Annotated in this window: 17 protein-coding genes; 13 read left to right on the top strand and 4 right to left on the bottom strand. The window is 65.6% G+C overall.

Features of this window, described 5'->3' with window-relative positions; translation table 11 throughout:
• Positions 1-8 precede the first annotated feature (8 nt).
• From aroC to I4X03_RS10045, 3 genes are all read right to left on the bottom strand, one after another.
• Positions 9-1,103, bottom strand: coding sequence for a chorismate synthase (gene aroC, locus I4X03_RS10055; protein WP_223468079.1), 1,095 nt, complete (start codon positions 1,101-1,103; stop codon positions 9-11).
• A gap of 94 nt (positions 1,104-1,197) precedes the next feature.
• Positions 1,198-2,031 (bottom strand): hypothetical protein, encoded by an 834-nt coding sequence (locus I4X03_RS10050; protein ID WP_223468078.1) that lies wholly within the window; start codon positions 2,029-2,031, stop codon positions 1,198-1,200.
• A gap of 131 nt (positions 2,032-2,162) precedes the next feature.
• Positions 2,163-2,615 (bottom strand): CBS domain-containing protein, encoded by a 453-nt coding sequence (locus tag I4X03_RS10045; protein WP_223468077.1) that lies wholly within the window; start codon positions 2,613-2,615, stop codon positions 2,163-2,165.
• 165 nt (positions 2,616-2,780) lie between these two features.
• On the opposite strand from I4X03_RS10045, the gene I4X03_RS10040 reads away from it, so the two are divergent.
• Genes I4X03_RS10040 through I4X03_RS10030 form a run of 3 tightly spaced genes read left to right on the top strand, consistent with a single transcriptional unit; the run spans position 2,781 to position 5,224 of the window.
• Positions 2,781-4,091: an O-acetylhomoserine aminocarboxypropyltransferase gene (locus I4X03_RS10040; RefSeq protein WP_223468076.1), complete on the top strand. Its 1,311-nt coding sequence runs from the start codon at positions 2,781-2,783 to the stop codon at positions 4,089-4,091.
• Position 4,092: 1 nt separating this feature from the next.
• On the top strand, positions 4,093-4,902 hold the full coding sequence (locus I4X03_RS10035; protein ID WP_223468075.1) for an alpha/beta fold hydrolase: 810 nt from the start codon (positions 4,093-4,095) through the stop codon (positions 4,900-4,902).
• Between the two features lie 16 nt (positions 4,903-4,918).
• Positions 4,919-5,224 (top strand): Mpo1-like protein, encoded by a 306-nt coding sequence (locus I4X03_RS10030; protein ID WP_223468074.1) that lies wholly within the window; start codon positions 4,919-4,921, stop codon positions 5,222-5,224.
• Here I4X03_RS10030 and I4X03_RS10025 read toward each other — a convergent pair.
• Positions 5,214-6,599: a YihY family inner membrane protein gene (locus tag I4X03_RS10025; protein WP_223468073.1), complete on the bottom strand. Its 1,386-nt coding sequence runs from the start codon at positions 6,597-6,599 to the stop codon at positions 5,214-5,216. The two genes, I4X03_RS10030 and I4X03_RS10025, sit on opposite strands and share 11 nt — an antisense overlap.
• 64 nt (positions 6,600-6,663) lie before the next feature.
• Between I4X03_RS10025 and wrbA the strand changes: the two genes are divergently transcribed.
• From wrbA to I4X03_RS09975, 10 genes are all read left to right on the top strand, one after another.
• Positions 6,664-7,275, top strand: coding sequence for an NAD(P)H:quinone oxidoreductase (wrbA, locus tag I4X03_RS10020; RefSeq protein WP_223468072.1), 612 nt, complete (start codon positions 6,664-6,666; stop codon positions 7,273-7,275).
• Entirely contained in the window at positions 7,275-7,676 is a 402-nt protein-coding gene (locus tag I4X03_RS10015; RefSeq protein ID WP_223468071.1) for a DUF2069 domain-containing protein, read from the top strand. Before wrbA ends, I4X03_RS10015 begins: the two co-directional genes overlap by 1 nt.
• The gene (locus I4X03_RS10010; protein WP_223468070.1) at positions 7,669-9,078 is read left to right on the top strand and encodes an FAD-binding oxidoreductase; all 1,410 of its coding nucleotides are present in this window, start codon (positions 7,669-7,671) and stop codon (positions 9,076-9,078) included. The genes I4X03_RS10015 and I4X03_RS10010 overlap by 8 nt, the downstream gene beginning before the upstream one ends.
• A 12-nt stretch (positions 9,079-9,090) precedes the next feature.
• Positions 9,091-9,525, top strand: coding sequence for a DUF4124 domain-containing protein (locus tag I4X03_RS10005; RefSeq protein ID WP_223468069.1), 435 nt, complete (start codon positions 9,091-9,093; stop codon positions 9,523-9,525).
• Positions 9,513-12,062, top strand: a complete 2,550-nt coding sequence (locus tag I4X03_RS10000; protein ID WP_223468068.1) for an FtsX-like permease family protein — start codon at positions 9,513-9,515, stop codon at positions 12,060-12,062. Before I4X03_RS10005 ends, I4X03_RS10000 begins: the two co-directional genes overlap by 13 nt.
• Entirely contained in the window at positions 12,062-13,129 is a 1,068-nt protein-coding gene (locus I4X03_RS09995; RefSeq protein ID WP_223468067.1) for a lipocalin-like domain-containing protein, read from the top strand. The genes I4X03_RS10000 and I4X03_RS09995 overlap by 1 nt, the downstream gene beginning before the upstream one ends.
• Before the next feature lie 29 nt (positions 13,130-13,158).
• Positions 13,159-14,979, top strand: coding sequence for an ABC transporter transmembrane domain-containing protein (locus I4X03_RS09990; RefSeq protein WP_223468066.1), 1,821 nt, complete (start codon positions 13,159-13,161; stop codon positions 14,977-14,979).
• Positions 14,980-15,067: 88 nt separating this feature from the next.
• Positions 15,068-16,159 (top strand): threonine aldolase family protein, encoded by a 1,092-nt coding sequence (locus tag I4X03_RS09985; protein WP_223468065.1) that lies wholly within the window; start codon positions 15,068-15,070, stop codon positions 16,157-16,159.
• Positions 16,160-16,193: 34 nt separating this feature from the next.
• The gene (locus I4X03_RS09980) at positions 16,194-16,988 is read left to right on the top strand and encodes a thymidylate synthase (protein ID WP_223468064.1); all 795 of its coding nucleotides are present in this window, start codon (positions 16,194-16,196) and stop codon (positions 16,986-16,988) included.
• Position 16,989: 1 nt separating this feature from the next.
• Positions 16,990-17,472, top strand: coding sequence for a dihydrofolate reductase (locus tag I4X03_RS09975; protein WP_223468063.1), 483 nt, complete (start codon positions 16,990-16,992; stop codon positions 17,470-17,472).
• Positions 17,473-17,583: the final 111 nt, after the last annotated feature.

Raw genomic sequence — 17,583 nt, 5'->3', positions numbered from 1 at the left:
CGCGCGCGTCAGGCCAGTCGCGGCGTATTCACCCGCACGTCGCCGCACTGCGCGCGGTGCATCAGGGCGTGATCGATCAGCACCAGGGCCAGCATCGCTTCGGCAATCGGGGTGGCGCGGATGCCCACGCACGGATCATGGCGGCCGAAGGTCTCGACCATCACCGGATTGCCTTCCTTGTCGATGGAGCGGCGCGGCGTGCGGATCGACGAGGTCGGCTTGATCGCGATCGAGACCGCGATGTCCTGCCCGGTCGAGATCCCGCCCAGCACGCCACCCGCGTTATTGCCGATGAAGCCATCCGGGGTCAGCTCGTCGCCGTGCTCGGAACCCTTCTGCACCACGCTGTTGAAGCCGGCGCCGATCTCGACGCCCTTGACCGCGTTAATACCCATCATGGCGAACGCGATGTCCGCATCGAGCTTGTCGTAGATAGGCTGGCCGAGGCCGACCGGGACGTTCTGGGCCACCACGTCGATCCGCGCGCCGATCGAGTCGCCGGCGCGGCGCAGTTCATCCATCGCGTCTTCCATGCGCGCGATCAGCGCGGCATCGGCGCTGGCGGCGAAGAACGGGTTGTCGTGCACGTGCTCCCAGCTCTCGAACGGCACCGCGATGTCGCCCAGCTGGCTCATGCAACCCCTGAACACGGTACCGTACTGCTGCAGCAGCCATTTTTTGGCGACCGCGCCGGCGCCGACCACCGGCGCGGTCAGGCGCGCCGAGGAACGGCCGCCGCCGCGCGGGTCGCGCACGCCGTATTTGTGCCAGTAGGTATAGTCGGCGTGGCCCGGGCGGAAGCTGTCGGCGATATTGCCGTAGTCCTTGCTGCGCTGGTCTTCGTTGCGGATCAGCAGCGCGATCGGGGTGCCGGTGGTGACGCCTTCATACACGCCCGACAGGATTTCGACGCGGTCGGCTTCCTGGCGCTGGGTGACGTGGCGCGAGGTTCCCGGGCGGCGGCGGTCAAGCTCGGGCTGGATGTCGGCTTCCGACAAGGCCAGTCCGGGCGGGCAGCCGTCGATGACGCAGCCGATGGCCGGGCCATGCGATTCGCCGAAGGTTGAGACGGTAAACAGCTTGCCAAATGAGTTGCCGGACATGATGAGGAGAGAGGAAAGGCGGAAAAGCCAATTCTACCGTACGCAGGGCGATGCTGCTGCCCTGCCCCTGGCCCTGGCGCCATTCCTCCCGTGATCAGTCGGCGCAATGGCCCGGCGCGCCGGGATAGACGCCATTGTTGTAGGCGTCGAGGATCGCGCCCAGGTCGATCTGGCGCTGGCATTGGCCGGGCTCGCAGCTGGCGGGTGTGGTGCCGCCGGCGAAGAAGGCCGCCGCTTCGTCGATGGCGGCAATCACGCTGGGCGGCGCCGAGGCGCCGCCGGCGTAGTTGAGCACCGCTGCGATGTACTGCTTGGCCAGGATCAGGTAGCCGCTACCGCGCACCGGCGCATCGAGAATGCCCTGCAGTGTCAGGCCGCTGGCGAAGAACAATGCATCGCGGCTATACGGTGCCGGCCAGATCACGTCCGGCTTGCTGCCCCAGTAGCCCTGGGTGCGTACGCAGCCCTTGATCGGATTGCAGCCGCACACCGTCTCCGGGGCGACCAGGCCAAAGCTGCTGACACGGCCCGGGTTGGCGGGATCGGTCAGCTGCACGGCGGCGGCGCCGCGCATCGTCCCCAGGGTTAGGGCCGCCTCCTCGATACTGAAGCCGTACATCGGCGCCGCGGTGCTTACCAGCGGCACTGCGGCGGCGTTATACGATGGCAGGTAATCGGCGCCGGACACCCGGTTCTGGACCGTGTAATCGACTTTCGCGGCGGTTCCCCTGGGTAAGGCGCTGGTAATCGCGACAATGCCAGAGTAAACCCATTTCCCGGTGGCGGCATTTTCGCAGACGTCCAGCGTGGCAACGCCTTTCGCGGCCGAAGTCTGTGCGTGGACCGGCAATGACAGCGCGCTCGCGGCGACGGCCGCGGCGGCAAGGACGCGCAGCAAGGCGCTGGCGCAAACAGATGTGGTGCCCATGTCGACTCTCCTCGATGGTGACAGCCGGCCGTCGCTGCAGCCGTGCTGACTCCAGTCTGGTCTCGATCTGATGGGCTCGCTTGCGTTATCTCATTCGCAAGTCAGAATCAATTTCAACGCTGCATGAGCGCTTAATCTTCTTGCGCGGTTTCGGCTGGCCAGTCGCGAATGTAGGCTTTCAGCATGCGATTTTCGAAATTCTGGGCTTCCAGCATGGCGCGCGCGACGTCATAAAAGGAGATAACGCCAAGCAGTGTCTTGGCGTTCATTACTGGCAGGTAGCGCGCGTGTTTCTCGAGCATCATGCGGCGCACTTCATTGACTTCGGTGTCGGGCGTGACCGTGATCGGATGGTCATCCATGTACTTGCGCACGGTGCCGCCGCCGATCGCGCCGTCGTTGGAATGCAGCGTCTTGATGACTTCGCGGAAGGTCAGCATGCCGACCAGGTCGCCAAATTCCATCACGACCAGCGAGCCGATATCCTTCTCCGCCATGATGTTGACTGCGTCGACCAGCGGCATGTCGGGGGTGGCGGTGTACAGGATGTTGCCTTTAACCTGGAGGATTTCAGAGACTTTCATGGTGGTCACCCTGTGGGAAGGTTTATCTGCGCTTGCACGGCTGTAAGCTTTATCCGAATGTAGCCTAAGCGTAGCAAAAAATCCAGTATTGCGAATAATCAAAGCTTGCTGGCGTGCGCCGGCATGCTACGATGCGGGCCATTCAATTTCTTGGATGAGCCCATCATGAGCGGTCCCCAATACCCAGGTTTCGACACGCTGTCGCTGCACGCCGGCGCCGCACCAGACCCGGTCACCGGCGCACGCGCCACCCCGGTGTACTTCACGTCCTCGTTCGCCTTCAAGGACTCCGACCACGCCGCGTCGCTGTTCAACATGGAGCGCGCCGGCCACGTGTACTCGCGCATTTCGAACCCGACCAACGCGGTGCTGGAAGAACGCATCGCCGCGCTCGAAGGCGGCGTGGCCGGCATCGCCACCGCCAGCGGCCAGGCCGCGATGCATTTGGGACTGGCGACGATTGCCGGCGCCGGTTCGCACATCGTCGCCTCGCGCGCGCTGTACGGCGGTTCGCAAAACCTGCTCGCCTACACGATGAAACGTTTCGGCATCGAGACCACGTTTGTCGACCCGCGCGACCTGAACGCATGGCGCGCGGCGATTCGCCCGGAAACCAAGGCGCTGTTCGCCGAAACGCTCGGCAATCCGGGACTCGATGTGCTGGACATTCCCAACGTGGCCGCCATCGCGCACGAAAACCACCTGCCGCTGATGCTCGATTCGACCTTCACCACGCCCTACCTATTAAAACCGTTCGACCACGGCGCCGACCTGGTGTTCCACTCGGCGACCAAATTCCTGTGCGGGCACGGCACCGCGATCGGCGGCCTGCTGGTCGACGGCGGCACCTTCGACTGGCAGGCGGCATACGACAAGACCGGCCGCTTCGCCGAGCTGTGCGAGCCGTACGAGGGCTTCCATGGCATGGTGTTCGCCGAGGAGTCGACGGTGGCGCCGTTCGCGCTGCGCGCGCGGCGCGAAGGACTGCGCGACTTCGGCGCGGTCATGAGCCCGCACAACGCGTTCGCCGTGCTGCAAGGGATCGAAACGCTGGGCCTGCGCATGGACCGCCACGTCGCCAACACCCGCAAGGTGGTCGACTTCCTGCTGTCGAATCCGGCGGTGGAATCGGTGTCGTACCCGGAGCTGGCATCGCACCCCGACTACGAACTGGCCAAGCGCCTGCTGCCCAAGGGCTGCGGCGCGGTGTTCTCGTTCACGCTCAAGGGCGACCGCGCGGCCGGGCGCCGCTTTGTCGACGCGCTCAAGATTTTCTCGCACCTGGCCAATGTCGGCGACGCCAAGTCGCTGGTGATCCACCCTGCGTCGACCACCCATTTCCGCGTGCCCGCGGAGCAACTGGCGGCATCCGGCATCGGCGAAGGCACGATGCGCCTGTCGGTCGGCCTGGAGAACGTCGAGGACCTGATCGACGACCTGGCGCGCGGCCTGAAACTGTCGCAGAAAGGAGCCTGACATGATCATTGACGTACAAGGCAAGCAGGCTTACTGCTATACCGGCGGCAAGGCGTTCGACGCCGCGCGCCCGACCGTCGCTTTCATCCACGGCGCCCAGAACGACCACTCGGTGTTCGCGCTGCAGACCCGTTATTTCGCCCATCACGGCTTCAATGTGCTGGCGGTCGACCTGCCGGGACACGGCCGCAGCGCCGGGCCAGCGCTGGCCAGCGTGCCGGAGATGGCCGACTGGCTGCTGGCGCTGCTGGGCGCGGCCGGCGCCGCGCAGGCCATGCTGGTCGGCCACAGCATGGGCTCGCTGATCGCGCTGGACGCGTCGTACAAGGCGCCGCAGGCCGTCACCAAGCTGGCGCTGCTGGGAACCACCTATCCAATGAAGGTCGCTGACGCACTGCTCGATACATCGAAAAACAATGAACCTGCCGCGATCGACATGGTCAATATCTGGTCGCACTCGTCCATGGCGCAGAAACCATCGTGCCCGGGGCCGGGGTTTTACACGATGGGCATGGCGCGCCGGCTGATGCAGCGCATGTCGGCCATCAACCCCGAGCAATTGTTCTTCACCGACTTCACCGCGTGCAATGCCTACGGCAATGGACAGCTTGCAGCCGAAGCGGTGCGCTGCCCGGTGCTGATGGTGTTCGGCGCCAAGGACATGATGACGCCGCCGCGCTCGACAAAACTGCTGACGGCGTCGATGCCTCATGCCAGGATCGTCCATGTCGACGCGGGCCACAGCATGATGCAGGAGCAGCCCGATGCCGTGCTCGACGCGCTGTTCGGCTTTGCAGGGGCAGCCAATTAGCGACCAGGAGAGTCCGATGACGACCCGCTACACCAGTTTCGCCGAGTTCTACCCGTACTACCTGACGCAGCATGCCAACCGCATGTGCCGGCGCGCGCACTTTATCGGCACGTCATCGGCGATTGCCGGCATCGCGCAGTACATCGACAGCATGAACCCGTGGTGGTTGCTGGTGGCGGTGGTGTCGGGCTACGGCGGCGCATGGGTCGGCCACTTCTTCTACGAGAACAACCGGCCGGCATCGTTCACCCAGCCCTTGTACTCGTTCCGGGCCGACTGGAAGATGTACTGGCAAATGCTGACCGGCAAGCTCAGCTGGTAGGCTGGGCCGCCAGCTGGCGCCCATCGAAGTGCTCGCCCACGCTCTGGCCCAGCTGGACCTCAACCGCGCCTTCGACCTGGCGTGCCAGCGTGGCGATATCGAGCGTCATTGGCGAGGACGGGTTCAGGTCGTACGACGCGCCGGCGTCCAGCGACAGGCCGCCGAACACGAACAGCCGGTACACCTCGGATATCTTCAGGCGCGACAGGTTCACCAGCAGCACCCAGTTATCGGCGCCCTCGCGCCCGCGGCGGCGCCATTTCGCGCGGGTGATCAGATCGGTCTGCACCCTGCCGACCCAGCCGACGGCGACCATCTTGCCCATCAGCGCAGTCATCTCGTCGTAGCCGATACGCGTATGCGCGCGGATTTCCTCGCTCGACACCAGCGCCGTGTCGCCCTGCTGTGCGCGGCCATGCATCACCTTCAGGATCGCCATCGCATCGACGAACGCGCCGCCCGGTACCGGCTCGTACCACCAGCGCTCGTACTTCACCACCGGCAGCGCGGCCGTCAGCACGGCGCCGAACAGCGTGATCATCCACGACAGGTAAAGCCACAGCAGGAACAGCGGCAGCGCCGCCAGCGCGCCGTAAATAATGGCGTAGGTCGGGAACTGGCGGATAAACAGCGCGAACAGCCGCTTGGCGACTTCAAAGGCGACCGCGGCCACCAGCCCGCCCCACATGGCGTCGCGCCAGTCGACGAAACGGTTGGGCACGGTCACGTACAGCATCGTGTAGGCGCCGGTGGTCAGCGCGATCGACACCAGCGTGTAGAACACGGTGGCCAGCAGCGGCGCGCTTTTGGCCAGGCCGGTGGTGGCGCCGAACAGCTGCGAGGTCACGGTGATCGACAGGCCCATCAACAGCGGGCCCAGCGTCACCAGTGCCCAGTAGATGGTGATGCGCTGCGCCAGCGGGCGCGCCTGGCGCACCCGCCAGATCTGGTTGAAGGCGCGCTCGATCATGCCCATCATCGCCGCCGAGGTCAGGATCAGCGCCACCGCGCCGACCGCCGACAGGCTGGTGGCCTTGCTGGCGAACTGGGTCAGGTTGCCGATGACGGTGTTGGCGATCCCCTTCGGCATCAGGCTCTGCACGAAGTACGCATCGAGCGCGCTGCGCAAGCTGCCAAAGATCGGGAAGGTGGTGAAAATGGCCAGCACGATGGTCAGCAGCGGCACCAGCGCGAGCGTGGTCGTAAACGTCAGGCTGCCGGCCAGCTGCGGCAGGCGCTCCTCGTTCAGGCGGCGCTGCGCGAACTGAAACAGGTCGCGCATCTGGCTCCACGTCAGGCCGCGCATGGCGGCGGCGCCGACATCGATCATGTCGCTGGTTGACCTGGAGAGCGAGCGGACTGTTTTTGAAAGCATGAACTAGTGAAAATCACGCCCGGCAAAGGCATGACATAATATAAAGCGCCCTATAATACCAACGATGAACCAAACCACTCCGATTATTCTCGTTTTATACTATTCGCGCCATGGCGCCACCCGCAAACTCGCCGAACTCATCGCCCAGGGCGTGGAAAGCGTCCCCGGCGCCGAGGCGCGGCTGCGCACGGTGCCGGCGGTGTCCACGGTAACGGAAGCGACCGCGCCGGATATTCCGGCCAGCGGCGCGCCTTACGTGGAGCTGCAAGACCTGGCCGACTGCGCCGGCCTGGCGATGGGTTCGCCCACCCGCTTTGGCAATATGGCGGCGTCGATGAAGTACTTTTTGGACGGCACCTCGGCCGACTGGCTGGCCGGCACGCTGGCGGGCAAGCCGGCGGCGGTGTTTACCTCCACCGGCAGCCTGCACGGCGGCCAGGAGTCGACCCTGCTGTCGATGATGATCCCGCTGCTGCACCACGGGATGCTGGTCATGGGCCTGCCGTACACGCAGCCCGAACTGATGACGACCGCGACTGGCGGCAGCCCTTACGGCCCGACCCACTGGTCGGGACTGGACGGCGACAAGCCAGTCAGCGAAGATGAAAAACGGCTCGCGATCGAAGCCGGGCGCAGGCTGGCCGAAACGGCGGCGCGCCTCTGGAGGACAAGGTAATGGAATCATCGAAGGTATATCACGTCGGCGCGGCGGCCAGCCTGGCGGTGCTGATCGCCTGGCTGCTGGCCTGGGAGATGCTGGTCGCGCCGCTCAAGCCGGGCGGCTCGCTGCTGGCCCTGAAGGTCATCCCGCTGCTGATCCCGCTGCGCGGCGTGCTCAAACGCGACGTCTACACGCTGCAATGGACCTCGATGCTGATCCTGCTGTACTTCGCCGAAGGCGTGGTGCGCGGCTACAGCGACCTCGATGCGACCTCGCGCTTCATGGGCCTGGGCGAAGTGGCGCTGACCCTGGTCTACTTCGCCTGCGCCTTGCTGTACCTGCGCCCCTATAAAAAGGCCGCCAAAAAAATGGCCCGCGACCTGCTCGACAAGGTCAACCGCGCAACCCATGAGTGAAGAATTCCTTTCGCACTGCCGCCATATCGCCGGCGAGCCGTTCGTCCTGACGAGCGCCGCCGACATGGCGCCCTTCCTCGATGACTGGCGCGGCCGGTACACGGGAAAGGCGCTGGCCGTGCTGCGCCCTGCCGACACCGAACAGGTCGCGCAGCTGGTCAAGGCCTGCGCCCAGTGGCGCGTGCCGCTGGTGCCGCAGGGCGGGCGCACCGGCCTTGTGCTCGGCAGCGTGCCGGACGACAGCGGCACGGCGGTCGTGCTGTCGCTCTCGCGCATGAACAAGGTGCGCTCGATCGACGCGGTCAACCGCACCATGACGGTCGACGCGGGCTGCATCCTCCAGCATGTCCAGGACGCCGCCGCGCTGCACGACTGCCTGTACCCGCTGTCGATGGCCTCCGAAGGCACCTGCACCATCGGCGGCAATCTCTCCACCAATGGCGGCGGCACCGGCGTTCTGCGATACGGTAACGCGCGCGAACTGTGCCTCGGGCTCGAGGTCGTCACGCCGCAGGGCGATATCTGGAGCGGCCTGCGCGGACTGCGCAAGGATAATACCGGCTACGACCTGCGCGACCTGTTCATCGGCGCGGAAGGCACGCTCGGCGTCATCACCGCCGCGGTGCTCAAGCTGTACCCGCTGCCCAAGGCATCGAGCACCGCGCTGGTCGCCCTTGGCACCGCGCGCGATGCGCTCGACCTGCTGACGCTTGCGCAGGACCGCTGCGGCGCCTGCCTGACGGCGTTCGAGCTGATGTCGGACGTCTGCCTGCAGCTGGTCGGCAGCCAATTCCCCGAACTGCCCAAGCCGTTCTCCCGGCCGCATGGCCAGTATGTGCTGCTTGAACTGGACAGCTGCGAATCCAGCCAGCACGCGAACGGCATGCTTGAGCAGACGGTCAGCATCGCGCTCGACCGCGGGATCGCGCGCGACGCCGTCGTGGCGGCGTCCGAGGCGCAGTCGCGCGGCCTGTGGAACCTGCGCGAGCACATCTCGATGGCGCAGGCAAAGGCCGGCAAGAACATCAAGCACGACATATCGGTGCCGATCTCGCGCATCGCGCGCTTTATCGGCGCCACCGATGCCAAGCTGCGCGACGCCTTCCCGGGCGTGGTGCTGGTGACCTTCGGCCACCTCGGCGACGGCAACCTCCACTACAACGTCGGGCCGCCCGCGGGCGTGCCGCATGACGAGTTCCTCGCCAACCAGGCGGCGGTCAACCGCATCGTGCACGACCAGGTCGACGCCTTCGGCGGGTCGATTTCGGCGGAACACGGCATCGGCGCGCTAAAAAGAGACGAGCTCAGCCGATACAAATCGCCCGTCGAAATGGCGATGATGCGTGCGATCAAGGCGACGCTCGACCCACTCGGCATCATGAACCCTGGCAAAATCTTCTGACAAGGAGTGGTCATGTCGCGCGCCCTGGTGATCCTCGCAGGCCTGGCGCTGTGCGCTCCAGCGCCGGCACAGTCGATCTATAAATGCAGCAGCAACGGCAAGGTCACGTACAGCGAGCAGCCTTGCAGCAGCGGCACCCAGGCCATGCTCGATGTGCCGCCGGCGCCCCCGCCCGACCCGGAACTGAAGCAACGCCTGGCGCGCCAGAAGGCACTGGCCGAATCGCTTGACAAGGAGCGGCGCGAGGCGTCGGCGCTGGCCGCCAAAGCAGCGCGGCCGCCCGGCGCAGCACGCGCCACGCCGCAACAGCAGCGTTGCGACAAGCTGCGCCTGCAGCTGAAGTGGGCCCAGGACGACCTGCGCAAGAGCGCCGGCCCTGCCACCGAAGCAATGCGCATCAAGGTTGAACGGCAGGCCGAAGCGATGGCTGTTGAATGCCAGCGTTAGGCGCCCTGTCACGCTGGCTGCTGGTGGGCGAATGGCGCGCCCACCCCCTGCGCGCCATCGTCGCGATTGTCGCCATCGCGGTCGGCGTGGCGATGGGATTCGCCATCCACTTGATTAACGCGGCCGCCTTCAACGAATTTTCCGCCGCTGTCAAAAGCATCGCAGGCCAGGCGGACATCCAGGTAAGCGGGCGAGAAGCGTGGTTCGACGAGTCGGTCTATCCGCGCCTGGCGAGCCACCCGATGGTGGAGGTGGCCTCGCCGGTGCTTGAATTCCAAGTTGGCGCGGTGGGCAAGCAAGGCCCGCTCAAGGTCATCGCCATCGACGTTTTCCGGGCCGCCCAGGTCACGCCCGGCCTGATCGGCGGCGCCGCCGACGGCAAGCTGATGGATACGCTGGCCGACGACGCCCTCTTCCTGTCCCCCGCGGCGCTTGAATGGCTGGGCACGGGCGAGCGCGCCAGCGTGGCGCTGCGCGCCGGCGCGTCGGTGGTCACGCTGCGCGTCGCGGGCAGCATGCTGCAAGCCCTGCCCGGCCAGCGCATGGGCGTAATGGATATCGGGGCGGCGCAGTGGCGCTTCGATAAAACCGGGCAGCTGTCGCGGATCGACCTGAAGCTGCGCGGCGGCGTCAACCGGGATGCGTTCGAACGCGACCTCGCGCGCGAGCTGGAACGCGATTTCCCGGGCCGCTTCCTGGTCGGGCAGCCGGGCGACGAGGCGCAGGAGAGCCGCACCAACAGCATGAGCCGCGCCTACCGGGTCAACCTGACGGTACTGGCGCTGGTGGCGCTGTTTACCGGCGCTTTCCTGGTGTTTTCGACGCAGGCGCTGGCGGTGATCCGCCGCCGTAGCCAGTTCGCGCTGCTGAGGGTGCTTGGCCTGGAGCGTGGAGAGTTGCTGCGCCAGGTACTGATCGAGGGCGCCAGCCTCGGCGTGATCGGCGCTCTGCTGGGCATCGCCGGAGGCTATGCGCTGGCGGCGGCGGCGCTGCACTTCTTCGGCGGCGACCTTGGCGCGGGCTACTTCGCCGGCGTCAATCCCGCGGTCCAGTTCACGCCGGTCGCCGCCGCCGTATTCTTCGCGCTCGGCTTCGGGGTCGCGCTGCTTGGCTGCCTGACGCCTGCGTGGGAAGCGGCGCGGACGCCTCCGGCAGCGGCGCTCAAGTCAGGCGCCGACGAAACCGCGCTGTCGCGGCTGGACCGCATCTGGCCATCGATGCTGTGCCTGGCGATTGCGGGAGCCCTGTCCCAGGCGCCGCCGGTGTTTGAGCTGCCGATCCTGGGCTACCTGTCGATCGCCCTGTTGCTGGTGGGCGGGATCGGCCTGATGCCGCGCCTTGCGCGCAGCCTGTTCGGCGCGGCCAGCCGCCGCCACCAGCGCAGCGCTGCAGCTTCCGCGGTGCCGGCCCTTGCGCTGGCGCGCCTGGGCAACGCCTCGGGACAGGCGGCGATCGCCCTCGGCGGCGTGCTGGCCAGCTTCAGCCTGATGGTCGCGATGGCGATCATGGTGTCGAGCTTCCGGGTATCGCTCGATGACTGGCTGGTGCAGTTGCTGCCCGCCGATCTTTACGTGCAGGTCGGCTCGAGCAGCGGCGCCGGAACCCTGGGACCTACCGAACAGGCGGCGATACAGGGCCTTGCAGGCATCTCCCGCATTGAATTCCAGCGCACGCGCCAGTTGTCGCTCGATCCTGCGCGCCCGCCGGTACGCCTGATGGCGCGCCCGATCGACCCGCTCGACCCCGGCAAGACGATGGTCATGCGCGGCCTGTCGCTTCCGGTGCCGCAAGGCGCGATGCCGGTGTGGGTCTCGGAAGCCATGCTCGATCTTTACCGCGTCAAGCCGGGCGCCACGCTCGCGCTGCCGGTGGGCGGCCGCATGCACAGCTTCTTTGTCGCCGGCACGTGGCGGGACTATTCAAGCCAGTCAGGCGCCGTGCAGATGCACATGAGCGACTACCGCGCGCTGACGCGCGACGCCAGCATCAACGCTTTTGCGGTCTGGACTGCCGAAGGCGTGCCGGCGGCCCGCATCGAAGAGGCGATCCGCGCGCTGCCGTTCGGCCAGGCGCTTGAGTACGCGCGGCCGCAAGACATCCGGCTAATGAGCCTGACGATCTTCGACCGCAGTTTCGCCGTGACCTACCTGCTTGAAGCGATCGCCATCGCCATTGGCCTGTCCGGCGTGGCAGCGACGTTCTCGGCGCAGACGCTGGCGCGCGCCAAGGAATTCGGCATGCTGCGCCACGTCGGCGTCACCCGCGGGCAGGTACTGCGGATTTTGGCGCTGGAAGGCGGCGCGCTGACGGCGCTCGGCATCGCCTGCGGCTTCCTGCTGGGACTCGTCATCAGCCTGATTCTGGTGTATGTGGTCAATCCGCAGTCGTTCCACTGGACGATGCAGCTGCATGTGCCATGGCCGCTGGTTTCGATTGTCGCCGCGGTGCTGCTGGGCGCCTCGGTGCTCACCGCGCTGGTATCGGGGCGCCATGCGCTGTCCGGCGGTCCCATTCGCGCCGTCAGGGAGGACTGGTAATGCGATTTTTGTTTGTGCTTTTGCTGCTGGCGGCGCAGCTGTGCCACGCGGCGCCGCCCACGTTTGCGCCGGTCACGCCGGCTACCGCGCTGGCGTTTCCGAAGGACTTCGGCGCTCATCCGGACTTTCGTACCGAGTGGTGGTACGTCACCGGCTGGCTCAACACCACGGATGGTAGACCGCTCGGCTTCCAGGTCACCTTCTTCCGCAGCCGCACCGCGCATGACCCGGCCAACCCCAGCGCGTTCGCACCCAAGCAGCTGATCATCGCCCACGCCGCCGTCTCCGATCCGGCGCTTGGCAAGCTGGTACACGACCAGCGCAGCGCGCGCGAAGGCTTCGGGCTGGCCTATGCCAGGACCGGCACCACCGACCTCAAACTGGACGACTGGCGCATGCTGCGCCACAGCGACGGCAGCTACACGGTCAGCATCAAGTCGGCGCAGGTGGCGATGGACCTGCGCCTGGCGCCGACCCAGCCGGTGCTGCTGCAAGGCGCGGGAGGCTACTCGCGCAAGGGCGCCGACCCGCGCAACGCCAGCTACTACTACAGCGAGCCGCAACTCAGCGTCAGCGGCACGGTAGCCCATGCCAAGGGCGGCGGCGGCAAGGTGGAAGGTACCGCATGGCTCGATCACGAATGGTCAAGCGAAGCCCTCGACCCGTCCGCCACCGGGTGGGACTGGGTCGGCGCCAACCTCGACGACGGCTCGGCCCTGATGGCTTTCCAGATCAGAAGCAAGCAAGGTGGTAAACTATGGGGTCACGCGATGCTGCGCGACCCCACCGGGAAGGTGACGCAGTATTCGCCCGACCAGGTCAGCTTCATTCCGCAGGCGCGGTGGAAATCGCCGCGCACCAATGCCGTGTATCCGGTGGCGACGACGATCGTCACGGGCGGCACGCGCTGGCAGGTCAAGCCCTTGCAGAACGACCAGGAGCTCGATTCGCGTCAATCGACCGGCGCCATTTATTGGGAAGGCGCGGTGACGATCGACCGCGACGGCGTGCCGGCGGGGCGCGGATATCTTGAAATGACGGGCTACGACCGGCCGATGAAACTTTAAAAACAACAGAAAACGACAGCATTAACACGATGAGCAACAGCACCACCAGCACCACTCAAACCGATCCGCGCACCGCAAAAGGCAGCCTCGCCGCCTTCAAGGGCCTGCTGCCCTTCCTCCGGCCATACCGCCGCCAGTTCGGACTGGCCGCGATCGCGCTGGTATTTGCCGCCGGCGCCACGCTCGCCATTCCCTACGCATTCAAGCTGATGATCGACCAGGGCTTCTCCCCCGCGGCCGGCCAGGGCAGTGTCGACAACGTCAACGACACCTTCCTGGGCCTGTTTGCGGTGGCCAGCGTGCTGGCGGTAGCGACGGCAGCGCGCTTCTACACGGTCTCGTGGCTGGGCGAGCGCGTGACCGCCGACATCCGCAGCGCCGTGTACGCGCACGTCGTCACGCAAAGCCCTGAATTTTTCGAGACCACGCAGAGCGGAGAAGTTTTATCCCGCATTACCACCGACACCACGTTGATCCAGGCCGTCGTCGGCACCAGCATCTCGGTCGCCCTGCGCAATACGCTGCTGTTCCTGGGCGGGATGGTGATGCTGTTCGTGACCAATCCGAAGCTCTCGTCGATCATCCTCGGCATGCTGGTGCTGGTGGTTGTCCCGATCGTGATGTTCGGGCGCCGCGTGCGTTCGCTCTCGCGCGCCTCGCAAGACCGCATCGCCGACGCATCGGCGATGGCCGGCGAAATCCTCAACGCCATGCCGACAGTGCAGTCGTTCACGCATGAACAGATCGAATCGGCGCGCTTTGGCAAATCGGTGGAAGGCGCATTCGCCACCGCGATGAAGCGCATCCGCGCGCGTTCGCTGCTGACACTGATCGCGATCCTGCTGGTATTCGGCTCCATCGTATTCGTGCTGTGGCTTGGCGCGCACGCGGTGCTGGAAGGCTCGACGACCGGCGGTGAGCTCGGCCAGTTCATCCTCTACGCATCGATCGTCGCCGGTTCGGTCGGCGCGCTGTCGGAAGTGATGGGCGAAGCCCAGCGCGCCGCTGGCGCCACCGAGCGCCTGCTCGAACTGCTGTCGGTGAAGTCGCCGATCCAGAATCCCGCCATGCCGATGGCGCTGCCTGCGCGCGCCGCCAATGGCGCCGCGCTCGCGCTCAACGACGTCACCTTCTCCTACCCATCGCGCCCTGAAACGGCGGCGCTGGAGCACCTGTCGCTGCACATCAAGCCCGGCGAGACGGTGGCGGTGGTCGGGCCTTCTGGCGCCGGCAAGACCACGCTGTTCCAGCTGTTCCTGCGCTTCTACGACCCGCAATCGGGATCGATCACGCTCGACGGCGTCGACATCCGCCAGCTCGACCTGCACACGCTGCGCGACGCCATTGGCATCGTCCCGCAAGACACGATCATCTTCTCTGCCAACGCGATGGAAAACATCCGCTACGGCCGCGCCAACGCCACCGACGCCGAAGTCATGGCGGCGGCGAAGATGGCTGCCGCCCACGAGTTCATCGAACGCCTGCCCGAAGGTTACAAATCGTTCCTCGGCGAGCGCGGCGTACGCTTGTCTGGTGGCCAGCGTCAGCGCATCGCGATTGCCCGTGCGCTGCTGAAGAATCCCCCGCTGCTGCTGCTCGACGAAGCCACCAGCGCGCTCGACGCCGAATCCGAGCGCCTGGTGCAAAGTGCGCTGGAAGCTGCGATGGTCGGCCGCACCACGGTCATCATTGCGCACCGGTTAGCGACAGTACAGCGCGCCGACCGCATCATCGTCATGGAAGACGGCAAGATCGTCGAAACCGGCACGCACGCATCGCTGGTATCGTTGGGCGGCATCTACGCCAACCTCGCCGCCCTCCAGTTCCACAACGTCCACGTAATGCACTAAATTCCAAAATCGGGGACAGACCACCATTTTAGAACGTTCTAAAATGGTGGTCTGTCCCCGATTTTGGAACATTTGCAGAGGAGTTTTTGTGACCGACGCCGAGCTGTTGAAACAATGTCATACCGTGCTGCCAGGCCATCGGCCAAGGTCGCCTGCTGAGATGTTCGCGGCGATGGCGGCCTGGTGCGAGACCAACTCCGTGGCGCACGACGTCTATGGCAATGGCGAACTGATTCAGCAGTTTGAGCAGAAAATCGCCAGCCTCCTCGGCTTTGAAACCGCCGTCTTCTGTATCAGCGGCACCATGGCGCAGGTGACCGCGCTGCGCCTGGCGTGCGAGGATCGCGGCAGCCGCCTCGCCGCCCTGCATCCGACCTCGCATATCCTGGTGCACGAGAAGTCCAATTACCAATTGCTCGGCCACTTCGATGCGCTGCAGGTCGGCGACCGCCATCGCCCCTTCACAGTCGCCGATCTCGCCCAGATCCCGGACCGCCTTGGCGCCGTCGCACTCGAACTTCCAATGCGCGAGATCGGCGGCCAGGTGCCAAGCTGGAAAGAGCTTGAGGCAATCAAGGCCCATTGCCGCAACTCCAAGGTACACCTGCACATGGACGGCGCCCGGCTCTGGGAGAGCGCAGCGGGCTATCAGCGATCGGCCGGCGAAATCGCGTCAGGCTTCGATTCTGCCTACGTGTCGCTCTACAAGGGGATCGGCGGACTCGGTGGCGCGATGCTGGCCGGGACCGAGCGCTTCGTCGCGCGCGCGGCCGAATGGTTCCGCCGCCAGGGCGGCAATGTGATCCATCGCTCGCCCTACGTGGTGTCGGCGGCGATGCAGTTCGAGCAGCGCCTCGCCGACATGCCGCTGTACTTCCGGCGCACCGAACGCCTGTACGACACGCTGCGCGATTACCCCTCCATCAAGGTCAACCCGGCCAGGCCGCAAGCCAACATGCTGCACCTGCACCTGCCGGTGTCGCGCGAGCGCGCGCTGGAGATCCGCAACGACGTCGCGCGGGACCACCAGATCTGGCTGTTCGGCCGCGCCGCCCATGGCGCGCTGCCTTGCACAAGCGTGGTCGAACTTTACGTCGGCGACAACCTGACCGGCATGCCGGACCACGTCGTGCGCAAGGCCCTCGATCTGCTATGCGCCGCCATGGAAAAGACAGCCTGAGTTACAATCACGCCTTCACCATAAGAGCCCCTCGATGCGCCAATATCTTGATTTCATGCGCCATGTCCGCGACCATGGCACCGGGAAAACCGACCGTACCGGTACCGGCACGCGTTCCGTGTTCGGCCACCAGATGCGCTTCAACCTGCAGGAGGGCTTCCCCCTCCTGACGACCAAGAAGGTGCACCTCAAGTCCATCATCCATGAACTGATCTGGTTCCTCGCCGGCTCGACCAACATCGCCTACCTGAAGGAAAACGGTGTGTCGATCTGGGACGAGTGGGCCGATGCCGAGGGCAACCTGGGCCCGATCTACGGCTACCAGTGGCGCAACTGGCCGACCCCCGGCGGCGGCCATGTCGACCAGATCTCGCAGGTGCTCGAACAAATCAGGAACAACCCGGACTCGCGCCGCATGATGGTCTCGGCCTGGAACGTGGCCGACATCCCGCAGATGAAGCTGCCGCCTTGCCACGCGCTGTTCCAGTTCTATGTCGCCGACGGCAAGCTGTCGTGCCAGCTGTACCAGCGCAGCGCCGACATCTTCCTGGGCGTGCCTTTCAATATCGCCTCGTACGCGCTGCTGACCCACATGATGGCGCAGCAGGCCGGCCTCGACGTGGGCGACTTCGTCTGGACCGGCGGCGACTGCCACCTGTACTCGAATCACATGGAACAGGTCGACCTGCAGCTGTCGCGCACACCCGGCCCGCTGCCGCAGCTGGTCATCAAGCGCAAGCCCGATTCGCTGTTCGACTACACCTTCGACGACTTCGAGGTGACCGGCTACGAGCCGCAAGCGGCGATCAAAGCGCCAGTGGCGGTATGACATGACCCAGCTGACCATCGTCGTCGCCATCGATGCCGCGCGCGGCATCGGCGTCAACAACACCCTGCCATGGCACCTGCCCGAAGACCTGGCGCACTTCAAGCGCGTCACGCTCGGCCACCCGATCATCATGGGCCGCAAGACCTTCGATTCCATCGGCCGCCCGCTGCCAGGCCGCCGCAACATCGTCATCACTCGCAATGCCCACTGGCGCCATGACGGCGTCGAGGCGGTGACCTCGCTGGCCGCGGCCATCGCGCTGGTCGGCGACGAGCCGGCGGCCATTATCGGCGGCGCCCAGATTTTCAACGAGTCGCTGCCTCTGGCCGACCGCATGATCGTCACCGAAATCGCGCATACGTTCGAGTGCGATACCTTCTTCCCCGAGCTGCCGCCAGACACCTGGCGCGAGTCGGCGCGCGTGACGCAGCATTCGGAATCGAATGGTTTCGACTTTTCCTACGTAACGTACGAGCGCTTGTGAGTATTTATTGATAGAATTGCAAGGGTGCGCCAAGCACGCCAAGTAGTGGTTACTCTTACAAAAGTTTTTCACCGGATTGCGGCCATTTCTGCGAAAATCCGCATCTTATTT

Origin of the sequence: Massilia soli (assembly GCF_016809835.1) — a bacterium.
In the GTDB taxonomy this organism is placed as follows: Bacteria; Pseudomonadota; Gammaproteobacteria; order Burkholderiales; family Burkholderiaceae_D; genus Telluria_A; species Telluria_A soli.
Note: the sequence above shows the minus strand (reverse complement) of the source record. Positions and strands in the feature narration are given on the sequence as shown.